The 22,822-nt window shown below is 33.6% G+C and carries 17 protein-coding genes, 2 tRNA genes and 2 rRNA genes; 8 read left to right on the top strand and 13 right to left on the bottom strand.

Annotation, left to right across the window (positions count from 1 at the left end):
* Nucleotides 1-28: 28 nt before the first annotated feature.
* From RSE15_RS03710 to rrf, 4 genes are all read left to right on the top strand, one after another.
* Nucleotides 29-102, top strand: a tRNA-Ile gene (locus tag RSE15_RS03710).
* A gap of 88 nt (nt 103-190) precedes the next feature.
* Nucleotides 191-264 (top strand) — tRNA-Ala (locus RSE15_RS03705).
* A gap of 162 nt (nt 265-426) precedes the next feature.
* Nucleotides 427-3,307, top strand: a 23S ribosomal RNA gene (locus tag RSE15_RS03700).
* Between the two features lie 162 nt (nt 3,308-3,469).
* A 5S ribosomal RNA gene (gene rrf / locus RSE15_RS03695) occupies nt 3,470-3,579 on the top strand.
* Nucleotides 3,580-4,175: 596 nt separating this feature from the next.
* On the opposite strand, the gene RSE15_RS03690 is transcribed toward rrf, so the two are convergent.
* From RSE15_RS03690 to RSE15_RS03650, 9 genes are all read right to left on the bottom strand, one after another.
* Nucleotides 4,176-4,595, bottom strand: coding sequence for a hypothetical protein (locus RSE15_RS03690; protein ID WP_324069641.1), 420 nt, complete (start codon nt 4,593-4,595; stop codon nt 4,176-4,178).
* Nucleotides 4,596-4,825: 230 nt separating this feature from the next.
* Nucleotides 4,826-6,793, bottom strand: a complete 1,968-nt coding sequence (locus RSE15_RS03685; RefSeq protein WP_324069640.1) for a DUF3857 domain-containing protein — start codon at nt 6,791-6,793, stop codon at nt 4,826-4,828.
* Between the two features lie 9 nt (nt 6,794-6,802).
* Nucleotides 6,803-8,737, bottom strand: a complete 1,935-nt coding sequence (locus tag RSE15_RS03680; protein WP_324069639.1) for a DUF3858 domain-containing protein — start codon at nt 8,735-8,737, stop codon at nt 6,803-6,805.
* Entirely contained in the window at nt 8,712-11,972 is a 3,261-nt protein-coding gene (locus tag RSE15_RS03675) for a tetratricopeptide repeat protein (protein ID WP_324069638.1), read from the bottom strand. The genes RSE15_RS03680 and RSE15_RS03675 overlap by 26 nt, the downstream gene beginning before the upstream one ends.
* Before the next feature lie 89 nt (nt 11,973-12,061).
* Nucleotides 12,062-13,102: a D-alanine--D-alanine ligase gene (locus RSE15_RS03670; protein WP_324069637.1), complete on the bottom strand. Its 1,041-nt coding sequence runs from the start codon at nt 13,100-13,102 to the stop codon at nt 12,062-12,064.
* A gap of 4 nt (nt 13,103-13,106) precedes the next feature.
* Complete coding sequence (locus tag RSE15_RS03665) at nt 13,107-13,781, bottom strand: NRDE family protein (RefSeq protein WP_324069636.1); 675 nt, start codon at nt 13,779-13,781, stop codon at nt 13,107-13,109.
* Entirely contained in the window at nt 13,769-14,257 is a 489-nt protein-coding gene (locus RSE15_RS03660) for a DinB family protein (RefSeq protein ID WP_324069635.1), read from the bottom strand. Before RSE15_RS03660 ends, RSE15_RS03665 begins: the two co-directional genes overlap by 13 nt.
* Nucleotides 14,258-14,262: 5 nt before the next feature.
* Nucleotides 14,263-14,664 carry a peptide-methionine (R)-S-oxide reductase MsrB gene (gene msrB / locus RSE15_RS03655; protein WP_395655744.1) on the bottom strand — a complete coding sequence of 134 codons (402 nt, stop codon included), beginning with the start codon at nt 14,662-14,664 and terminating at the stop codon, nt 14,263-14,265.
* Nucleotides 14,665-14,810: 146 nt separating this feature from the next.
* Nucleotides 14,811-15,254, bottom strand: a complete 444-nt coding sequence (locus RSE15_RS03650) for a DUF4268 domain-containing protein (protein ID WP_324069633.1) — start codon at nt 15,252-15,254, stop codon at nt 14,811-14,813.
* 68 nt (nt 15,255-15,322) lie between these two features.
* Here RSE15_RS03650 and RSE15_RS03645 point away from each other — a divergent pair, with 68 nt between their 5' ends.
* Nucleotides 15,323-15,964, top strand: a complete 642-nt coding sequence (locus tag RSE15_RS03645) for an NUDIX hydrolase (RefSeq protein WP_324069632.1) — start codon at nt 15,323-15,325, stop codon at nt 15,962-15,964.
* A 118-nt stretch (nt 15,965-16,082) separates the two neighbouring features.
* Nucleotides 16,083-16,892 carry a lysophospholipid acyltransferase family protein gene (locus RSE15_RS03640; protein ID WP_324069631.1) on the top strand — a complete coding sequence of 270 codons (810 nt, stop codon included), beginning with the start codon at nt 16,083-16,085 and terminating at the stop codon, nt 16,890-16,892.
* 117 nt (nt 16,893-17,009) lie between these two features.
* Here RSE15_RS03640 and RSE15_RS03635 read toward each other — a convergent pair whose 3' ends face one another.
* The 4 genes from RSE15_RS03635 to RSE15_RS03620 all read right to left on the bottom strand — a co-directional run bounded on the left by RSE15_RS03635 (nt 17,010) and on the right by RSE15_RS03620 (nt 21,423).
* Nucleotides 17,010-19,232, bottom strand: coding sequence for an NADP-dependent isocitrate dehydrogenase (locus RSE15_RS03635; protein ID WP_324069630.1), 2,223 nt, complete (start codon nt 19,230-19,232; stop codon nt 17,010-17,012).
* A gap of 155 nt (nt 19,233-19,387) precedes the next feature.
* Nucleotides 19,388-19,744, bottom strand: a complete 357-nt coding sequence (gene rplS, locus RSE15_RS03630) for a 50S ribosomal protein L19 (protein WP_324069629.1) — start codon at nt 19,742-19,744, stop codon at nt 19,388-19,390.
* A gap of 186 nt (nt 19,745-19,930) precedes the next feature.
* Nucleotides 19,931-20,608: a tRNA (guanosine(37)-N1)-methyltransferase TrmD gene (gene trmD, locus RSE15_RS03625; protein ID WP_324069628.1), complete on the bottom strand. Its 678-nt coding sequence runs from the start codon at nt 20,606-20,608 to the stop codon at nt 19,931-19,933.
* 17 nt (nt 20,609-20,625) lie between these two features.
* Nucleotides 20,626-21,423 (bottom strand): class I SAM-dependent methyltransferase, encoded by a 798-nt coding sequence (locus RSE15_RS03620; RefSeq protein ID WP_324070398.1) that lies wholly within the window; start codon nt 21,421-21,423, stop codon nt 20,626-20,628.
* Nucleotides 21,424-21,496: 73 nt separating this feature from the next.
* Here RSE15_RS03620 and RSE15_RS03615 point away from each other — a divergent pair, with 73 nt between their 5' ends.
* The gene (locus tag RSE15_RS03615; protein WP_324069627.1) at nt 21,497-22,429 is read left to right on the top strand and encodes a peptidylprolyl isomerase; all 933 of its coding nucleotides are present in this window, start codon (nt 21,497-21,499) and stop codon (nt 22,427-22,429) included.
* Between the two features lie 85 nt (nt 22,430-22,514).
* Complete coding sequence (locus tag RSE15_RS03610; protein WP_324069626.1) at nt 22,515-22,817, top strand: c-type cytochrome; 303 nt, start codon at nt 22,515-22,517, stop codon at nt 22,815-22,817.
* The last annotated feature ends 5 nt before the right edge of the window (nt 22,818-22,822 follow it).

The raw sequence follows: 22,822 nt of genomic DNA, 5'->3' as shown, positions 1-22,822 counted from the left end.
TTCAAATAATACAAATAAGTAAAAACAGAGTCTCGTAGCTCAGCTGGTTAGAGTACTACACTGATAATGTAGGGGTCCCCAGTTCGAGTCTGGGCGGGACTACAATGTTTTACTTATAAGGAAATTTTAGAGGTTGAGTAACCGTTTGAAGTACTGTTAACTGATAACTGTTAACTGAACACTAAAAAACGGGGGATTAGCTCAGCTGGCTAGAGCGCCTGCCTTGCACGCAGGAGGTCATCGGTTCGACTCCGATATTCTCCACAACGGCTAATTCAAAGCTGATAATTATTATCAGTGGCGATACGCCACAAGTTCATTGACATATTGAGATAAAATATTTTAAAAAGTAGAAAGTACAGTAGAATCGTAACAAGTTACGGTTTTATAAAGAAAGTCCTAGTTTTATTTATAGAATTAGGCGGCACATAAGCAAAATAAGGGCGTATGGGGGATGCCTAGGCTCTCAGAGGCGAAGAAGGACGTGATAAGCTGCGAAAAGCTACGGGGATTGGCACACACGAATTGATCCGTAGATATCCGAATGGGGCAACCCACTATGTTGAAGACATAGTACACCGATAGGTGGGCAAACCCGCTGAACTGAAACATCTAAGTAGGCGGAGGAGAAGAAAACAAAAGTGATTCCGTAAGTAGTGGCGAGCGAACGCGGATTAGCCCAAACCAGGGATGTTACGGCATATCTGGGGTTGTAGGACCACGATATTTGTTGCGGATTGAATTAGAATTACCTGGAAAGGTAAGCCAAAGAAGGTGATAGCCCTGTATAAGTAAGAGAAGATAACGATAGTGGTATCCTGAGTAGCGCGGGGCACGTGAAACCCTGTGTGAATTTGGCGGGACCATCCGCTAAGGCTAAATACTCCTGAGAGACCGATAGTGAACCAGTACCGTGAGGGAAAGGTGAAAAGAACCGTGAATAACGGAGTGAAATAGATCCTGAAACCATACGCTTACAAGCGGTCGGAGCCCTTTCGTGGGGTGACGGCGTGCCTTTTGCATAATGAGCCTACGAGTTACCGTTGCTGGCAAGGATAAGTACTTATGGTATGGATCCGTAGCGAAAGCGAGTCTGAATAGGGCGCTTTAGTCAGTAATGGTAGACGCGAAACCGTGTGATCTACCCATGGACAGGTTGAAGCTGTGGTAACACATAGTGGAGGACCGAACCCGTTGACGTTGAAAAGTCTTGGGATGATCTGTGGGTAGGGGTGAAAGGCCAATCAAACTCGGAAATAGCTCGTACTCCCCGAAATGCATTTAGGTGCAGCGCTGGGTATAAGTTATATAGAGGTAGAGCTACTGATTGGATGCGGGGGCTTCATCGCCTACCAATTCCTGACAAACTCCGAATGCTATATAATGTTTACCAGCAGTGAGGGCATGGGTGCTAAGGTCCATGTCCGAGAGGGAAAGAACCCAGACCATCAGCTAAGGTCCCCAAATATATGCTAAGTTGAAATAACGAGGTTTGTCTGCCCAGACAGCTAGGATGTTGGCTTGGAAGCAGCCATTCATTTAAAGAGTGCGTAACAGCTCACTAGTCGAGCGGACGAGCATGGATAATAATCGGGCATAAGCATATTACCGAAGCTATGGATTTGTAGTAATACAAGTGGTAGGGGAGCATTCTAAACTGGGTCGAAGGTGTGATGTGAGTCATGCTGGACTGTTTAGAAAAGAAAATGTAGGCATAAGTAACGATAATGCGGGCGAGAAACCCGCACACCGAAAAACTAAGGTTTCCACAGCTATGCTAATCAGCTGTGGGTTAGTCTGGTCCTAAGGCGAACCCGAAAGGGACAGTCGATGGCCAACGGGTTAATATTCCCGTACTACTTATAATTGTGATGGAGAGACGCAGTGGTGAAAGTACCGCGAACTGACGGAATAGTTCGTTAAAGCACTTAGCTATAGGCCCGGTAGGCAAATCCGCTGGGACTGGTGAAATGCGATAGTACACGGAGTCTTCGGACAAAGTGATAGTGTACCTAAAGGCTGCCAAGAAAATCTTCTAAACTTAGATTATAAGTACCAGTACCGTAAACCGACACAGGTAGTTGAGGAGAGAATCCTAAGGTGCTCGAGAGATTCATGGCTAAGGAATTAGGCAAAATGGACCCGTAACTTCGGGAGAAGGGTCGCCAGCAGCAATGCTGGCCGCAGTGAAAAAATCCAGGCGACTGTTTATCAAAAACACAGGGCTCTGCAAAATCGTAAGATGAAGTATAGGGCCTGACACCTGCCCGGTGCTTGAAGGTTAAGTGGAGATGTTATCTTCGGAGAAGCATTGAAATGAAGCCCAAGTAAACGGCGGCCGTAACTATAACGGTCCTAAGGTAGCGAAATTCCTTGTCGGGTAAGTTCCGACCTGCACGAATGGTGTAACGATCTGGATACTGTCTCAGCCATGAGCTCGGTGAAATTGTAGTAGCGGTGAAGATGCCGCTTACCCGCAGTGGGACGAAAAGACCCTGTGCACCTTTACTATAGCTTAATATTGACCTTGGACACGTGATGTGTAGGATAGGTGGGAGACTATGAAGTGGCGTCGCTAGGCGTTGTGGAGTCATTGTTGAAATACCACCCTTTGCTTGTCTGAGGCCTAACTCCGAATATCGGAGGACATTGTTTGGTGGGTAGTTTGACTGGGGTGGTCGCCTCCAAAAGAGTAACGGAGGCTTCTAAAGGTTCCCTCAGCACGCTTGGTAACCGTGCGTAGAGTGCAATGGCATAAGGGAGCTTGACTGAGAGACATACAGGTCGATCAGGTACGAAAGTAGAGCATAGTGATCCGGTGGTTCCGCATGGAAGGGCCATCGCTCAAAGGATAAAAGGTACGCCGGGGATAACAGGCTGATCTCCCCCAAGAGCTCATATCGACGGGGGGGTTTGGCACCTCGATGTCGGCTCGTCACATCCTGGGGCTGGAGAAGGTCCCAAGGGTTGGGCTGTTCGCCCATTAAAGTGGCACGCGAGCTGGGTTCAGAACGTCGTGAGACAGTTCGGTCTCTATCTACTGTGGGCGTTAGAAATTTGAGTGGATCTGATTCTAGTACGAGAGGACCGAATTGGACTAACCGCTGGTGTATCTGTTGTTCCGCCAGGAGCACTGCAGAGTAGCTACGTTGGGAAGGGATAAGCGCTGAAAGCATATAAGCGCGAAACCCACCACAAGATGAGATTTCTTTTAAGGGTCGTGGAAGATGACCACGTTGATAGGCTATAGATGTAAAGGCAGTAATGTCATAGTCGAGTAGTACTAATAACCCGTTAGCTTATGTACAATTCCCGAGTCTTCGGACTCGGGAGAAAACTTTCTTTTAAATTATTTATCTCAGTATGTTAAGATATTAGCTCGCCTATGGCGTGGCGTTTAAAGCTCCAAGTTTAAAGTTCCAAGTTGTTTAACCTGTAACTTTCGAACCTGAAACCTTAAACAAAAATTTAAGGTGGTTATTGCGTCGGGGCTCACCTCTTCCCATTCCGAACAGAGAAGTTAAGCCCGATTGCGCAGATGGTACTGCAGTTATGTGGGAGAGTATGTCGCCGCCTTTCTTTTGAAAACCCTTCATCTATCGATGAGGGGTTTTTTGTTATATAGCATTTTTAGAAAAAATGAATTAAAATTATCGAACAGATAAGTTAATCCCGAAGTGTCGGGACGATTGCGCAGATGGTACTGTCCGCCTAGGCGTGATGTGAGAGTATGTCGCCGCCTTTCTTTTGAAAACCCTTCATCTAACGATGATGTGTTTTTTGTTATATAGCATTTTTAGGAAAAATGAATTAAAGTTATCGAACAGAGAAGTTAATCCCCGAAGTGTCGGTACGATTGCTCAGATGGTACTATCCGCTTAGGCGTGATGGGAGAGTATGTCGCCGGCTTTCTTTTGAAAAGGCCTATCATTTTTTGATAGAGCTTTTTTCTTTTCAAGATATTGTCCTTACAAAACAATAAAACCACCTATATGGGTGGTTTTGTTGTTTAGACTACTGAAAGCTAACGCGAGCGTCCCGCTCGTGAATTTGTGGACACGAGCGGGACGCTCGCGTTAGCGACGGGGGCCGTTTAATTTTTTGCGAACTAGTTAACTAATCCTATTTTAATTTAGGATTTTTGAATGGTTGTTGTAATTAGTTAGAAATGTACTCTATTCAAAATACTCATCAACATATTTTTGATAATCTTTAACTGGTATTTTTTGCCATCCATTTAAGGATGCTTTTTCAATTGTATCTGGTACAGGGCATTTTTCTAACAATATACTTCTATCAGTATTTTCTGTATTACACAAGACAAAATATTTTTCTCCTTCAATTGAGCTATTATCTGTAAAACACCAATCTTGATATGTTTTTCCTTGATAATCAAACTTGTATTCAACCCCATCATTTCCTGTACCATAAGTATTTTTAATTGCGACACCAATAACTACTACGTGATTTTCTTTAAGATTTTTTCTTCTACTTATTGAGAAAAAAGTTCCAATTATAATTATAAGTATTATAAATAAGAGCCGTAATATGTTGTGAAAATTTTCTTTACTATTAATTTTGTCATTTTGTTCCATTACTATTTCTAAATCGTTTTATCTTTGATTGTAATTACAATATATTGCAATTTATAAATAATTTTCTAATTAAATTCAACTGAAAACTATTTCCGCGTTAGGGATAAAAGCATTTGTTTGAGCTCTTACTTAAAATACCTAAGGATTTTAAGTAAAGCGAGTGCGGATAGCCCGACCCTTGGGGAACGCCCATAAAAAAATCCGACCCTTGTGAAGTCGGATTGGAATTTTTATTTATTTAGAACAATGACTATTTTGTTGAAGTCGGCGGCAGCGTTGATGACTGCTTTGTAGGAATCGAAGTGTTCTAAAGGATAATTAATGATATTGTAGTATTCTGTATTCTCAATTAGAATTTCGTCGCCCTGTGTCTTGTAACTACTTACAAAGGTAGCTTCTGTTTTGCCATTGATATCGGTTTTGTGGCTCATGTTGAATTTCTCTACGTTTTTAACTGTTGTTCCTTTAGGTAAAATAATTTTTATCTTACGTAAATAGGAGTGAGGATAATCAATTTCAACAGGCATCATACGTTTGTTTTCTTGGTATAATTCCATTTGTGAGCCAATTGTTTTTCCAACAGAAAATAAATAATTCTCTCCCGCTTTTTGTACTAAATCTTTACCTTCAAATGTTACTTTTAAAACGAATGGTTTTTTGCCTATGAATTCTGTTCCATCATTCTCAGTCGTTAAAGAAGTGTATTCTTCCTGAATGGTATAGTTTTCGGCAATACTTTTTAATATTTCCTTGTATTGATCTGCTGGTGCAAAATCTTTTATAGGTTGAAAATTAATGGCTGCATATCCTCCAAATGAGATTTCGTTTGTAATGATTGGATTTTCAATATCTTTTGTGAAATCGATAGTTATATCCATTACATCGTGTGTTATTTCCACTCCAGGAATGGTAATAAAATTGATTTCTCCAATTCCCATTTTAACCCCTGCAAATTCTTTTCCTTTAATGAAAAGCCCATAATTGTTTGCTAATATGTTTGGAATCAAAGGAATTCTATATTCAATTTCGGTTGGTGTAATGAATTTATTTATTGATGGAAAATAGAATAATATTTCATCTAAGTTTTCATAACTCTCAAATTCAGGATCAAAGGCAATATCATAACGGTTTGAAGCAAATACAATTTGGTTTTCAATTTTGAAATACTTGAAAATAACCAAATAAAGGGCTAAGATTTCTGTTTGATTGGCTTGTTTTGTTTTTATTACGGCTGCTAAATTTTCTTTTGCATCAAAATAACGGTTATAAGGAATTGTTTTTTTAACCTTATTCTCAATGTTCCAAATTTGTTCTTGTAAATTATTTGATGTTACAATGGTTTTGCAAAAATCATCAACGGCTTTTTGACTTTTTTTGTCTAAATCTACATTGAATCTTTCGTACACATTAGAAGCAAATTCTTTGTAGTTGTATAGGTTTTTTGATCCATTGTACAGGTTTGCATCTAACTTATAACGGAAATATTTAATGTTTGCTTTCCAGTTAGAATATTTTTCATCGTCTTCTAATTTAGGTACATTTTTCTCATTCACCGAAATCGAAATTTTGTCTTTGTAAATTTTATCATCTACTACTGCGGCTGCTAGATTGTTATAGCCTTTTGTTTTAAATTCTAAGTGATTTGGATGAATTAATTCGAAACTAATATCTAGAATTGGTAAATCGTCTTGCATTCTAAATGTTTTACCATTAAGTTCTGGAGATTCTTCTAAAAGAAATATTTTTTCTATAATAGCACCTTTTTCTAATCCGTTGATTGCATAATAGTTATATTTTACACCTCGTTCTTCATCTACTTCTTCTTTGATGTCTTTTTTATCCAAAGTAATGATTTTGCCACTTTTTAAAATAACACGTGCTTCGTTTTTAACAACGTTTTCATTGGAACTGAAGGGTAAGTATATTTTATTGTTTTTTTCAATGGCATCATCCGAATTGATAAATATTTTATCGTGTAGTAAGTAATATTGTTTAGGACCGTTTTTATCGGAAACAATTTCAATTTTGATGGTTCTACTTACAATTAATTGGTTTTCATTTTTATATTGTTCAGGTAAAGTAAAGGCTTGCGGCTTTTGTTCCCACTTATAATCTTTGAAGGTGTATTCTTGTGCTACTATTGAATTAAAGTTGCACAATAATAAAAAAAGTAGGCTTTTAACGATTAATTTTTTCATTTGAATATGTTATTTTTCGGTTAGAATTAAAGTTTCGCTATAATTGTTTTTCATTTTTTTTACACTTTCATCCCACAATTGAAAGTCGCTAGGTTCTATCACCATTTTTTTTACTTCAAAAGTGTATTTTACAACTATTTTATTATTTGTTTCTGAAAATACTGCGTTAACTTGAACTAATTCGTTATCTAAAGTAAAGTTTTTTGGAATGTATTTTACTTTGTAGTTGGCTGGAATTTCAAATTCATATTCTGAGTTAAATAACGAAACAATTTCAAAATCATATCCAGTTACACGGTCTTTTTGAATTGGATTTTTTTCGAATACTTTATGCAAATAAGGATTTATATATAATTCTTTTTCTACTTTAATCAAGTAATTATCCAATTCGAAATCATAGTTTACATTGTATGGTAAATCTCGATTGCTGATGTTTTCTTCTTGATAGGTATTCAAATTAAATTTGTTGTTTCCTTTTAAAACTAGACTTTTGATCATTTCAAAACGGGTTTTTCCTGAAGCGTCACCAATTTGCATTAAGGTCATACTTCGGTTAAAGCCATTGAAAACCATTCTTCCATTTCCAATTAACTTGCCTTCTTTAATTTGAACTTTTACAAGGTCATCAACTTGATTTTTTTTAGCTTCAACTACTGGAACTTTTACGATTTTAAATTCAGTTCCGTTGTTAATTAATGCTTCTTTTCCTTGAATAAAAGAAGTTGGTAAGCCATAACGTGTTTCTCTATCGGTTGCATCTAAAAAAATGTATTCGTCACCCTTTTTATAAGCAGCAATCATATGATTGTCAACAGCTGGCGTAGCTAATTCTGAATAAGAATAAGGTATTTCTCTTGTTCCAATCCAACATAAATTTACATCTTTAACATTGGCATATGAAGCCATTGATACAATAATATTGGCCATGTCTTTACAATCGCCAAATTTTCTTTCAAAGACTAAATTGGCTTCTCGTGGAATAAAACCTTCATAACCATTTTCAAAAGCAACATATTTAATATTGTCTTTTACCCAATAAAAAATACTTTTTATTTTTTCTTCGTCGGATGTTTTATCTTTTGTGATTTCCTCTGTAATTTTTTTTAAATCGAGGCATTCTTTTTTATTTAAATTGTTTACAAAGCCTTGATAGTATTTATAAAGTAATGAAACATCATCTAAAACCACTGTTTTTTTATCGTTTATTGTATAGTCTTTTACGTAAATATCAATATGAGGTGCCGAGTATAAAATTCCAGGACCATTTGATTCAAATTTAAAAGCTTTAACATCTCTCAATGTCCAAGTGTACACAATTTTACCTTTTACTTCGGTTTTTTTAAATTGAATGGTATTGTTTGGATCGTTAAAAATTTTGTATCCAATGTTTACATTTTTATCGGTTTTTACTTCAAATGTTGCATTTTTAATTGGGAAACCTCCAATAAACATGTATTTGTGAAGTAGAAAAGGATCTATAAATTCGCGCTTGTAATGGTATACTTTTTTAGCTCCAGTTTCTAAATTTGGAAAAACAAGTTGTCGTTCTTTTATGTCGTCAAAAAAAACAGAACTACTACTTGAGTTTTTTTCAGTGGTTTGTGTGACTTTAATTTTTTTCTCTTTGCCATTAGTATTTACAACCGAGAAAGCTTCGTATTCTAACAATTTTACTAATTCAGAATAGGTAAAAGATTCTTGGTTGTTGTGAATTCCGTTTTCTGAAAGAATCATTGATTCAAAAGAAGTGTTTTGAATAATTTTCAGTTTTTTATTCTCAATTGAAATATCGTAGCCTTGATAGTCTAATAATACGAGTTCGTTAAAATCGGGATATTCTTTTTTATAATCCTGAAAAGTATTTTGCGCTTGAATGCTTATCGAAGTCAATCCAATAAACAAACCTATAAACGTTTTTTTATTTAATGATTTCAACCAATTCATCTGAATCGAATTTTTTAGTTAATGATAAAACACCATTTGTGTATATTAATAAATCGCCATGTAACTCATCATTTTTATAATTTGCAGTTAACCATGGTTTTCCGTCTTCTTTGAAATATGTATGAACGCCTTCAAAATCTCCGTTTTTCAAATTTTCTTTTTTGTATACTTTTCCATTCGAATAGTATTCGGTGCGCTCTCCTTCGAATAAGCCATTTTTATAATTAGCTTCATATTCTACTCTTCCCTCAATATTGTTTATGATTAGTTTGCCATCGATATTTCCTTTAACATAGTTCACTTTTATAGCCACTTTTCCATTTGGATACATCGATGTAATTTCTGCACTTTCAGTAGGTGTTTTGATTTTTTCCGAAAATCCACCTGTTTTATTTAAAGTTGAATAACTTACTACCGCATTACTTTCATAATCAACTTTTAAAATAGGTTCTCCTTTTTGGTTGTAATAGATGTATTCTCCATCAGTCAAGCCATCTAATTCGTTGTATTCAAACATTTTAGATTTATTGTGGTAGTAACGAATTGTTTTTCCATTGTCGTTCCCAAAGGTATATTCACTTGTAATTCTTAAATTACCAACTAAATCATATTGAACATCGGTTCCATTTATTAAACCGCAATAGTAATTTCTTTCAAACATTAAAGTGCCATACGGACCGTAATATTTGTAGTTGTTGTGAAGTTTTCCGTTGATGTAATTGTATTCAGAAATCTTGGTGTCTAACTTATCTTTTGATGTGAATTTACCATTGTAATTTCCATTTATCATTTCAAATTCTTGAGTTGTAGCTCCGTTATTTAAGCTTAAATTGACTTTACCAGATTTGTTTTTGTAATCTAACTCAAATTCTTTTTTCCCATTATTGTCATAACTTTCGGTTGAAATAATTTCTCCATCCAAATATTTAGAAATTTGAGAAAGTTTTCCAGATTGTCTGTAATTTGTTTTAGTGTAATTAACTTCACCATCTAAAAGAAATCCCTCTGTTTTTAGAGTTCCATCTGCATAATATGAAGTGTAAGGTCCGTTTTGTGTACCATTTGAATAATAGGAAACTTCACTTAATACACCATTATCATATATTTCAAAAACACCATTTAAGGCATCATTTTCATAATGTGAAACGGTGGCTAATTGTCCTCTATTGTTATAAGAATGGCTCATGCCTGTTTGCATTCCATTAGCATAATTTTCTTTAATTTTTAAATTACCATTCGTAAAGTAATAATTCCATTCGCCTGTTTTTTTACCTTTTTCGAAAAATCCAGTAATTTGTTTGTTGTTGTTTAAACTAGAAACTTGGAATGCTTTTTTAGTTAGGTTAATTTCAATAGGTTTTGGATTTGAATTTAAATATTGTAATCCAGATTTTAACTCACCACTTTTGTATTTTTCTTCAAAATATTTTTGTCCTTTAGGATCGAAATAACTGTATGATTCTAATTCTTCTTTATCGTTAAAAATAAGTTCAGAAGATTGTAAACCGTTGAAGAAATAGTTTATGGTTTTGGTGATTTTTCCATTGGTATAAAAACTTTCAAATTCTAATTTATTATTAGCATAGTATTTTTTATAACTCCCTTGATTTTTTCCATTGCTATAATTCCCTTCAGCTTTAATTATTTTTCCATCAAAATACTGCATGTATTTACCATCGATTTCATCGTTTTTGTAGGTTGTTTCCACAGTAATATCGCCAAGTTCATTGTATAATGTGTAAGGACCATTTAATTTTCCGTTGGAATAGGTAATTAAGCTGCTTTTAGTTCCATTAGGATAATAACAAGTTAAAGCTCCGTCTCTTTCACCATTTGTGAAATTAAGTTCGCAATTTTTACCGCCATTTAAATGAAATGTTGAACTTACTCCATGTAATACATCATCTTTATAATTTTCAATTACACTGATGTTTCCATTGGAATAATATTCTTTTTTTTCTCCATGTAATTTTCCCGCACTAAACGTTTTCTCCATTTCAAGGTTTCCCTTATCGTCAAAATATTTTTGTACGCCTTCTAATTCGTCATTTTTTAGGAACAATTCACCTTCAACATTTCCGTTTTCGCCTAAAAGTTTAAATTTTCCTTCTTTTTTATTGTTTACTACTGGCCCCATAATAAATGGTCTTCCATCATTTAAGTAAATCACTACATCTTGTTTGGTTCCAAAATGATCTAAATTTCTTTTAGCAAAATGATTCCAAAAATCTACCATATAATATTTCTCGTAGAAAGTTGTAATCAGTTTTTTATGTTTTGTAAGTTCTTTTCCTAAATTTTCTTCTAATCCATGTAGCATGTAATAGCTAAAACCTTCAAATTGATTTTTTGAAACCAAATCTTTAACCCATGGCATATAAGTAGTTTCAAAGAAACCATTTCCCATTTTATGATCTAAACTATATTCCATTACCGCTTGCATTTGACGCATAATAATATCGTCAATTTCAGTTTTTAGTTTGTATGCTTTTCGTAATGGAAGCTGATTTCTTAAAATGGTTTCTAATTCTTCAAAATTATCTCCACTGTTAGAAAAAACTACTTTTCCTTTGGTAAGGAAGTTCTCACCAAATTTACTATTCAATTTTAAAACCGCTTCATTGGCATATTTTCCATCGGGAGAAATTGCTAAATAACTTAACAAAGCCAAACTTCCTTCAACAATGTTTCCGTTTTCAATCGCAATAGCTCCTAAAAAATAATGTCCAGACGATAAATTAGGATTCATTGTAACTGCTTTTTTTAATAAATCAGCACTTTTTTGAAGTTCTTCTTTTCTTAAGTATAAAATAGCTTGATTGTATAAGAAATTAGAAGAATTACTTAAATATTCCGCTCCTTCGTTAAAAATTTTTTCAGCTTTGTTGTACTCTTTTTCGTCGCTATAATAGGTTCCAAAAAGGGTGTATAAAGAAGGATATTCTTTCATTTTTCCTTCTTTATAAAGCGTTTCTAAATGATTAAGCAGTTCTTCTTTCTTACCATCTGCAAATAAAGACAAAGCAATTTCATATTGTGCAGCAAGATATTTTGGATCTGACTTGGCGATTTTTTTGAATTCTGTGACGGCATCGTTATATTGCCCTTTTTCATAATGTTTATATGCAGTACTGATAATTGAATCCGTTAAATAAACAAATGAATAGTCTTTTTTGGTTTGAGAAAAAACATTGGCAACCCCAATGATTAATAATGTTAAGAATAGGTTTTTCATGGAGAAAGAAATTTTATCAAATATAAATTTTATTTCGATTTTTTGTGCTGATTTTCTTAAAAATGATCCTTTTTTAACATTATAAAAAATCAGAACTCTAAAATGGCATCATAGTGTTTGTGGTGATTTTTAAATTCTTGAACACCCGCTTTGAAAGTCAGGTATTTTGCGCCATTTTTGTGATTGTTTTTACTAATTAGATACATGTAATGAAAATGTCGAGTAAGTTCTTTCCAACCAAACAAAAGACTGTGTTTTGGGTCATACATGTGAGTTGGTTCGCTAATTGCACCATTTATTTCAACAATTTGGAAATTTTCGCCTCGTGCTAAATCATCGAAATTTGAAAACATAATATCCATTCGACCAAAATAAAAACCATCAATTTGACTGCAAATTTTATTAAAACTAGCGGTCATTTCAGGTGAAATTTTATCGCTTGAATCTACAAATTTTGTACCACGGCAATGATTACCATACGGAACCAAATTGATAGTTTCTCCGTCTTTTAATATAGTATTTATTTTGTCTTTAAATTCTTTTTCTAACGATTCTAATTGTAATAAATAGCGCTTGTCTTGATGTAATAATTCACGTATGGTATTTTTGCCATTTCCGGTAAGAATCAAAAATTCTTTGGATACTATTCCCGTTATTTTTCCTTCTTTGTTTGGTAATTTAACATAAAATAGACCAATTTCATTTTCATAAGGAATTAGTTCTTGAATCAAAATATTAAATTTTGCTTTTTTGATATAATTTTCTAATTCAAACGTACTGTATATTTTTTTTACAGCGGTTCCTCTCAATCCAATATCGGGCTTTACAATTAATGGATAGGTTATGTTAGTGGCATTTATTTTCTCAATAATTGAGGTGAAATTTTCTGATGGATTTGCTAAAAGGGTTTTGGGATAATATTGGGGCGGAATTAAATCGTAAATTTCTTTTTTTGATTCCATAAAGAAACCGCCATTTTTTATAGAAGGATTTGAAGCATTAAAATAAAAAAACGAACGCGTTCTTATGGCATAAAACAAATATTGAAAATAAACTGGAAAATATACTACTTGGTATGGCCAGTATTCCCAATGGATAAGTTTGTGAAGAAAAAGATTAAATTTTGCCATTTTATTAATTGTATAAATCTAGATAAACCATCTCTATCTTCGAATTAATTACGATACATTGCGTAATGCTTATTGTTTTTAATTTGTTATTGCGATTAATCTGCAAGCCAAACTCTTTATTTTCAGATTTGGTAAATTGATGAAAATTTAAAATTTCATTAGCACTTGGATTTTCATTTTTAAGGCTGAAATCTGCAAACCATATAGCTCTTTCGGTTCTAATTTCTCTAGAATATAGGGTAGAGGAAGACCAAATATGATGTTCTGTACTAGATAATTCTTCTAAACTTTTTTCGATTTCATTCCATTGAAGTTGAAAGAGTTTGTTGTTCTCAAAAAGGACCATGGTAAAAGGTTCAATTTCTGTTAAATCAATGTTTTTCCAACATTCTAAACTATCATTTTCACAAGCAATTTCTAAAACGATTAAACCTCTACTTTTTCGATAAAAAGGTTTTACAAGGTGCTTTTCTTTTGCACCATTTAACAAAACCACAATTTTATTATTGGTATGGGCAATCCAAGTTCCGCCTGCTTTTGGATCTTTTGGAAATGTGATTTTTTTTCCGTCGATTTCGTATTCTTGCGGGGAAATTGCTTTTTCACGGCTTATTTTTTCATCTCTATTGGATGTAATTATGCAACCTTGATTTGTTGGAATAAATGTTACTGTACACATTGTTTTCTATATTCGAGTGTTGAAGGTGCAATTCCAAATGCATCAGCAACCTTGATATGAGGTAAGTTATGTAAGGCTACTTTGATAAGTGCTTGATGATGAATGCTGTGCTCTAAATTATATATTAATTCTCTAAAATAATTCGTTGGAAGTAATTCAAATGTACTGTAACAATTATGAACTAATGAAAGAGATTTATTAGGTTTGTTTAATTCATCAATATATTTTTCAAGTATTGAAATCGCATTATTTTTATTGGTTTGAATTAAAATGTCTCTTTTTCTTTTGTCATAATTGATTATTCCATTTTCATAATTTTCTATTAAACAACCAAACAATTCAATAATATGCCGCATGTGTTCACCTATAGTTGCATTACTCAGTTCAGGATTTTGTTTCGTATATTCATTATTTGTTAGTTGACGAAGCAATTCAATGTTTTCTAAAAAATTGTTTTTTATATTTTGAATTAACATACTCACTATTTTGTTTCTGGAACAAATTTTATAGAAACGGAGTTCATGCAAAAACGTTGGCCTGTAGTTTCTTTTGGACCATCATCAAAAATATGTCCTAAATGACCATCACATTTTGCACACAATACTTCTGTTCGCACCATGCCATAGCTCAAATCTTGAACATATTTTACCGATCCTTTGATCGCTTTATCAAACGAAGGCCAGCCACAGTGCGAATCAAATTTGGTGTCTGATGTAAATAATTCATTTCCACAACCCGCACAAACGTATTTTCCTTTTTCAAAATGATCCCAATATTCGCCAGTAAAAGCTCTTTCAGTTCCTTTGTTTCTTAATACTTCATATTGTTCAGGAGTAAGTGCTGCTTTCCATTCAGCCTCTGTTTTTTTAGAATTTGAATTCATGGTTTTAGGTTCTTTAGATTGTGATTGGCACGATTGAAATGTTATAACAAGTAACAATAAACATATTTTTTTCATAGCTAACAGTTTTTTCAAATTTAAAGGTAAGCATTCAAATAAAGTGTTAACTAAATTACAAAATATTTGAATTAGGTATTAATTTCTAAATCTTTAATATAGTCTTCATTTTCATAGAAAAAACGTTCAAAAGCGTCCATTTTTGCTTCAAAGAACTCAAAAACACTATTCCATGTATTTTTATTATTAATGCTTATTCCTGTTTTTTCAACCCAAATGCGACTAATAATTTTTCCGTTTTCTAAATAAAAATTACGTTCAAAAATGGCATCTTCTAAATAGTCTTCCAAAAGAATATTTTTTAACGATTCAACTTTTTCGTAATAAATTTTACGTTTTTCTTCGTCCTTTGGTTCTATATCAAGTAAAACTTGAGCTTTTTTATTATCAACATAAAACTTAAAAGTTACGTCTTTAATTTTGGTGTTGTAGAGTAACCATTTACGCGGATATTCGGCTGCAAAGGCAATCCAAAAGTCTTTTTTAATTTGAAGCGCTTCTTCTTTACTGAACATATTATTGGATTAGAATGTTATTTTGTTTAAAAAATAGCTACCTTTAAGGTTGCTAAAATTAGGTTGATATGCTTTTTTATGATTTTATAAAACATATTCCAAAGATAGAAAAAGAAACGCTTCTTTCTACAGATGCGCATGCAAAAATGGCGCCTTTAGAGCGAATTTCTTTTTTAAAAGAAGAAAATTACAAAGATAAAAATCCGAGAAAGGCTGCTGTTCTTATGCTTTTTTATCCTAAAAATGAGATGACTCATTTGGCATTAATTGTGCGAAATTCTTATCCAGGAGTACATTCTTCGCAAATAGGTTTTCCAGGTGGTAAAGTGGAAGATTTTGATGCTAATTTAGAACAAACTGCATTAAGAGAAACACATGAAGAAGTTGGTATTCATCCTGATAAGGTACAGATTATTAAAGCTTTTAGTGAAATTTATATTCCGCCCAGTAATTTTTTGGTAGCGCCATTTATGGGAATTTCTCATGAAGAGTTGACTTTTATTCCCGACTTAGATGAAGTAAAAAGGGTTTTAGAATTTTCAATTGCTGATTTTTTAGACGAGAAAAGCATTACCAAAGTTAAAATGTCCACTTCTTATGCTACCGATATTGAAGTGCCTGCTTTTATGGTGGACAAATATGTTGTTTGGGGAGCTACTGCAATGATGATGAGCGAGTTAAAAGAAACAATTAAAAGCGCTTTGCTTTAGAATTTTATCTTCGTTTTTTCACAGATTTGTTTAAAATGTTTTTTTATTTGAATTTTCTTTTTAAAATGCTCTATTTTACTACTTTTGCGTTCTTACGTTGTTAAAAAGATAAAAAATTATGGGATTATTTAAGAGAAATCCTTTTGGACATATATTATTTTTAAAGACTTGGTTAATTCGAATAGCAGGGTTTTTAACACATCGACGTTACCGATATTTTAACCAATTGCACATCGAAGGTTCTGAAATTATAAGAAGTTTGCCAGATACGAATGTTTTATTTATTTCAAATCATCAAACCTATTTTGCCGATGTGGTAGCGATGTTTCATGTATTTAATGCAAGTTTGAAAGGAAGAGAAAATAACATTAAAAATGTATTTTATTTGTGGAATCCAAAACTCAATATGTATTATGTTGCAGCAAAAGAAACCATGCAAGAAGGTTTGTTGCCAAGAATATTGGCTTATGCGGGTGCAATTACCGTTGAAAGAACTTGGCGCGCTAAAGGAAAAGATGTGACTGAAAAAAAAGAAGTGAATCCAAATGATACAGAGAACATTAAAATTGCTTTAGAAGACGGATGGGTAATTACTTTTCCACAAGGTACTACACGTTCATTTAAGCCTGTTAGAAAAGGAACTGCTCATATTATTTTACAACATAAACCAATAGTTGTTCCCATCGTAATTGATGGTTTTCGAAGATCTTTTGATAGAAAAGGATTGATGATCAAGAAAAAAGGAATTTTGCAATCGATGGTGATTAAAGAACCATTAAAAATTGATTATGAAAATGCAACAGTAGATGAAGTAGTAGAAATGATTGAATTTGCAATTGAACAACACCCTTCGTTATTAAAAGTTATTCCTACAGAAGTTATAGAAGAGCAAGCAAAATTAGATCGCGAAAGAATGTGGAAATATTAATAAAAAGGTATAATTCAATTTTAATAAAAGTATTGATTAATTATATTTAAATTTATATAAAAAACCCCGAAAAGTTGTTTACTTTTTGGGGTTTAAAATTAAAAAATATAATATGATTTACTTTAATTTCGCTAAAATCGTATTTAAAGTAGTGCTCGGACGCATTGCTTTTTCTGTTAATTCAAAACTTGGATGGTAATATCCACCAATATTTTGAGGTTTACCTTGTGCAGCAATTAACTCTTCATTAATTTTTGCTTCGTTTGCAGTAAGTTCAGTAGCAATAGGAGTAAAGATTCCTTTTAATTCAGCATCTTTATTTTGAGCTGCTAAAGCTTGCGCCCAATATAATGCAATGTAGAAATGAGAACCTCTATTGTCTAATTGACCAACTTTTCTTGCTGGAGATTTATCAGTTGCTAAGAATTTTTCTGTGGCTTCGTCTAACGTTTCAGATAAAACCATTGCTTTTGCGTTGTTTAACGTTTGGCCTAAGTGTTCTAATGAAACACCTAAAGCTAAGATTTCACCTAACGAATCCCAACGTAAATACCCTTCTTCGATAAATTGCTCAACGTGTTTAGGAGCAGAACCACCAGCACCTGTTTCAAACAAACCACCACCGTTCATTAAAGGAACAATTGATAGCATTTTAGCCGAAGTTCCTAATTCTAATATTGGGAATAAATCCGTTAAATAGTCACGTAAAACATTTCCTGTTACGGAAATAGTATCTAATCCAGCTTTCAAACGCTCTAAAGTAAATTGTGTAGCATCCACAATGTTTAAAATTCTTATATCTAAACCTGTAGTATCGAAGTTTTTTAAGTAAGCTTCTACTTTTTTAGTAACTTCTCTATCATGTGCACGATTTTCGTCTAACCAAAAAACGGCTGGCGTATTAGATAATCTTGCTCTGTTCACGGCTAATTTCACCCAGTCTAAAATAGGAGCATCTTTTACTTGGCACATTCTGAAGATATCGCCAGCTTCTACTTTTTGTTCCATGAATACATGGTCGTTACCATCAGTAACTTTTACAGTGCCATTAGCGGTCATTTGGAACGTTTTATCGTGTGAACCATATTCTTCAGCTTTTTGAGCCATTAAACCTACGTTTGGAACGCTTCCCATTGTTTTTGGATCAAAAGCTCCATTTTTCTTACAGAAATCAATAGTTGTAACATATAAACCAGCATAGCATCTGTCTGGAATTATAGCTTTTGTATCTTGTAAAGCCCCATCTTTGTTCCACATTTTACCTGATGTTCTAATAAAAGCAGGAACAGAAGCATCTACAATAACATCTGATGGAATTTGGAAATTTGTAATTCCTTTTTCAGAATTTACCATTGCTACTGCAGGTCCGTTAGCAAAAGCTTCATTTAAAGCAGCTTCCACTTCAGCTTGCATTGAATGTCCGGCAATTTTAGCATAAACATCACCTAATCCATTTTTGGTATCGATGCCTAATTCTTGAAATAAATTTGCGTATTTAGCAAAAACATCTGCAAAGAAAACATCCACGATAGCACTAAAAATGATTGGGTCAGAAACCTTCATCATCGTCGCTTTTAAGTGAACCGATAATAATAAGCCTTTTGCTTTTGCATCGGCAATTTCTTTAGCAGCAAAGGTTTTTAAAGCTTTTAAACTCATTACTGAAGTATCTACAATTTCACCTGCTTTTAATGGAGCAGCCGCTTTTAAAATACTTGAAGTTCCGTTTTCTGACACAAACTCGATTACAAATTGAGAAGCTTCAGCTACTGTAACTGATTTTTCACTTCCGTAAAAATCGCCATCTGTCATATGTGCTACCTCAGTTTTTGAGTCTGAAGACCAAGCACCCATAGAATGTGGATTGTTTTTTGCGTAGTTTTTAACTGCTTTTGGAGCTCTTCTGTCAGAGTTTCCTTCACGTAATACTGGATTTACAGCCGAACCTAAAACTTTTGCAAATTTAGCTTTGATAATTTTTTCTTCTTCCGTTGTAGCTTCTTCAGGGAAGTTAGGAATATTGTAACCTTGCGATTGTAACTCAGCTATTACTTCTTTTAATTGAGGTACTGAAGCTGAAATATTTGGTAATTTAATAATATTTGCTTCTGGAGTAGTTGCTAATTGCCCTAATTCTGATAAAGCATCTCCAATTTTTTGATCTTCTTTTAAATACTCTGGAAAGTTAGATAAAATTCTACCTGCAAGAGAGATATCTCTTGTTTCTATAGCAATGTTTGCAGGTTTTGTAAAGGCTTTTACAATAGGTAAAAACGAATGGGTTGCCAACATTGGCGCTTCATCCGTAATGGTATACATTATTTTAGATTGGTTAGACATGAATGTTATGTGTTATGTTTGAATATAATATGTTAAATCTGCCAAATATAAGAATTTTGAGAGAAATAATTTGGGATAAATGCTTAAATCTTGCATAAAGTTCAATAAAAAAGCCACAACAATGTTGTGGCTTTTTATGATTGAGAAAGTACAAATTAGTTTTTGTATCTTCTTTCTTTGATTTTTGCTTTTTTACCTGTAAGATCTCTAAAGTAGTAGATACGAGCTCTACGAACTTTACCTCTTTGGTTCACTTCAACTTTTTGTAAAGCAGGTAAGTTTACTGGGAAGATACGCTCAACACCAATAGCTCCAGACATTTTACGGATTGTAAAAGTTTCAGTTGCTCCAGCACCTCTTCTTTGGATTACAACTCCTTTGAAGAACTGAGTTCTAGTTTTTTCACCCTCTTTAATTTCATAATACACAGTGATAGTATCACCAGCTCCGAAATCAGGGAAATCTTTTTTTGTTACAAATTCGCTATTAACGAAATCAACTAAATTTGACATAGTCTTTAATTATAATAGTTTTGATTCAAAGCAACATACACGTCTATCGCCAGAGGTTGATTCAAAGTGGGTGCAAAATTACAAATTTATTTTATATATACAACTTTTTTCTCAGTTTTTAGTCTCAGTTTTCAGAACTATTTTTTAAATTAAATAGCGACTGCCAACTGCTACTGAACACTGCGACTAATCCTCCAGTAAATCAGGTCTCCTGTTCTTGGTATGTTCGTACGCCATGTCTTCACGCCATTTTTCAATTTTGGCGAAATTTCCACTTAATAAAACTTCGGGTACTTTTAATCCGTTATAGTCGGCTGGGCGTGTATAAATAGGAGGTGATAATAAATTGTCTTGAAAACTATCTGTTAAAGCCGAAGTTTCATCACTCAAAACCCCAGGAATCAATCGGATAATGGCATCGCAAAACACAATAGCTCCAATTTCGCCACCACTCAATACATAATCTCCAATTGAAATTTCACGAGTAATGTGCATGTCACGTACTCTTTGGTCTACACCTTTATAATGCCCACACAAAATCAATATATTTTCATACATCGAAATCGAGTTGGCCATTTTTTGGTTTAAAGTTTCTCCATCTGGCGTCATGTAGATGATTTCGTCGTAGGTTCTTTCGCTTTTTAGTTTCGAAATACAAGCGTCAATTGGTTGAACAGACATCACCATACCTGCTCCGCCACCAAACTGATAATCGTCTACACTCCTTTGTTTGTTAGTAGTGTAGTCTCTTAAATTATGAAAATGAACTTCGACCAAACCTTTTTCAATGGCACGTTTCATAATAGAAGCCTCAAACGGACTTCGCATTAATTCGGGTAAAACTGTAATAATATCAATTCGCATGGTGCAAAGATAATAGATTATTTTTTAGTTGCCGAAAGGGAATACACCATTGGAATTTTGTTTTCCAAATGTTTAATTCGGAATTTATTGGATTCAAATTCTTCAGTTTGATTGAAACAATTGTATGGAGAATAATCAAATTCGTTATAACAATTTAATTCCAAATTGTTTGTAATCAAAGCGTTTAAAAGTTCTGAGGTGGGATGATTCCAAGTGATGGTTTGTGTTGAAATTTCAGCTTCTCTATTTGCGTAAGTGCCCGATTCATCTTCAATAATTTCTTCGGTATTGAAATAATTATAAAAAACTTCTTTGAAATCATTATCAAACATCCAAACTACGGGATGAAAATCGGCCATAACAAATTTTCCGCCTGGTTTTAAAAAGTGTGAAATTACCTTAGCCCATTGATCTAGATTGGGTAACCAACCAATAGTCCCATAACTGGTAAAAACAATATCAAATTTTTCATCTAAATGATTGGGAGCGTCATATATATCACAACAAACGAACGTGGCATCTAAATTTATTTTTTCATTGATTTCTCTGGCTCTTTCAATGGCTTTGTCTGATAAATCAACTCCTGTTGCTTTTGCGCCCATTCTTGAAAAAGTCATGGTGTCTTGACCAAAATGACATTGTAAGTGTAAGATTTTTTTTCCTTTTACATCGCCAAGTAATTCTAATTCTATAGCATTTAAGGTTGATTTTCCGTTCAGAAAACCCTCCATATCATAAAAATCGGAGTCAATATGCACATCGACTTTGTTGTTCCATGTTTCTTTGTTGATGTTGATGTAATCTTTCACTTCCACAGTATTCAATTTTTGTATATCAAATCTACTATTTATTTTGTAATTTTGCACTTTCAAATTAAAAAACAAAACAATGGAAAACGGAATATACGCTAAATTTAACACTGCAAAAGGTGCTATTTTAGTAAAATTAACACACGATTTAACACCTGGAACAGTAGGTAACTTTGTAGGATTAGCAGAAGGTCAATTAGAAAATTCGGCTAGACCAATGGGAAAACCTTATTATGATGGATTAAAATTTCACCGTGTAATTCCTGATTTTATGATACAAGGTGGTTGTCCTCAAGGGCAAGGAACAGGTGGTCCTGGTTACAACTTTGACGATGAGTTTCACCCAAGTTTAAAACACGACAAACCAGGTGTTTTATCTATGGCTAATGCTGGACCTGGCACGAATGGTTCTCAGTTTTTTATTACACACGTTCCTACGAATTGGTTAGATGGAAAGCACACTGTTTTTGGACATGTAATTGAAGGACAAGATGTGGTTGATGCTGTTGCAGGTGACGATGCTTTAGAAAGTATTGAAATCATTAGAGTTGGAGATGAAGCTCAAAAATGGAATGCAGTAGAAGCTTTCAGAACATTTGAAGGTTCTAGAGCGAAAAGAATTGCTGAGCAAAAAAAAATGGCAGAGGAAGCTTTAGAAAAATTAGCTGCTGGTTTTCAAAAGACTGAAAGTGGTTTACGTTACCAAATCATTCAAAAAGGAAGTGGTAAACAAGCTGAAAAAGGTAAAAAAGTATCTGTTCACTACCAAGGAGCTTTAGAAAACGGACAAGTTTTTGATTCATCTTACAAAAGAAAACAACCTATTGAATTTCAATTAGGAGTTGGACAAGTGATTGAAGGATGGGACGAAGGTATTACTTTATTAAAAGTGGGAGATAAAGCTCGTTTTGTGATTCCTTCTTATTTAGGATACGGTTCTAGAGGTGCTGGAGGAGTAATTCCACCAGATGCAACTTTAGTTTTTGACGTTGAATTAATGGATGTGAAGTAATTATTATTCATAATCGATATAAAATCCCAAAAACATTTTTTTTGGGATTTTTTTATATATTTACCCATCAAACTAATCTTAAAATATGAAAATTAAAATTATTGCAATTGTCCTTTTAGGAACTTTTATTTATTCGTGTTCACCTAAAGTTATTCAGCCAGAAGCTCCAAAAATTGATGTTGCTCCTATTGTTATTGAAACACCTCTAACGGCAGAATTAGCAGAAGGTAAAGCTCTTTTTGTAAATAATTGTGGTAAATGTCATAATCTATACGATGCAAAAGATTTTAATGCAGAACAATGGAAGCCAATCATGTTAAGAATGCAACAGGAAGCTAAAATTTCAGATGAAGAAAGAGAAAAGATTTATGCTTATCTAACAAAATAATAAAA

Origin of the sequence: Flavobacterium sp. (assembly GCF_035195345.1) — a bacterium.
In the GTDB taxonomy this organism is placed as follows: domain Bacteria; phylum Bacteroidota; class Bacteroidia; order Flavobacteriales; family Flavobacteriaceae; genus Flavobacterium.
This window is presented reverse-complemented; position numbering and strand designations above follow the sequence as displayed.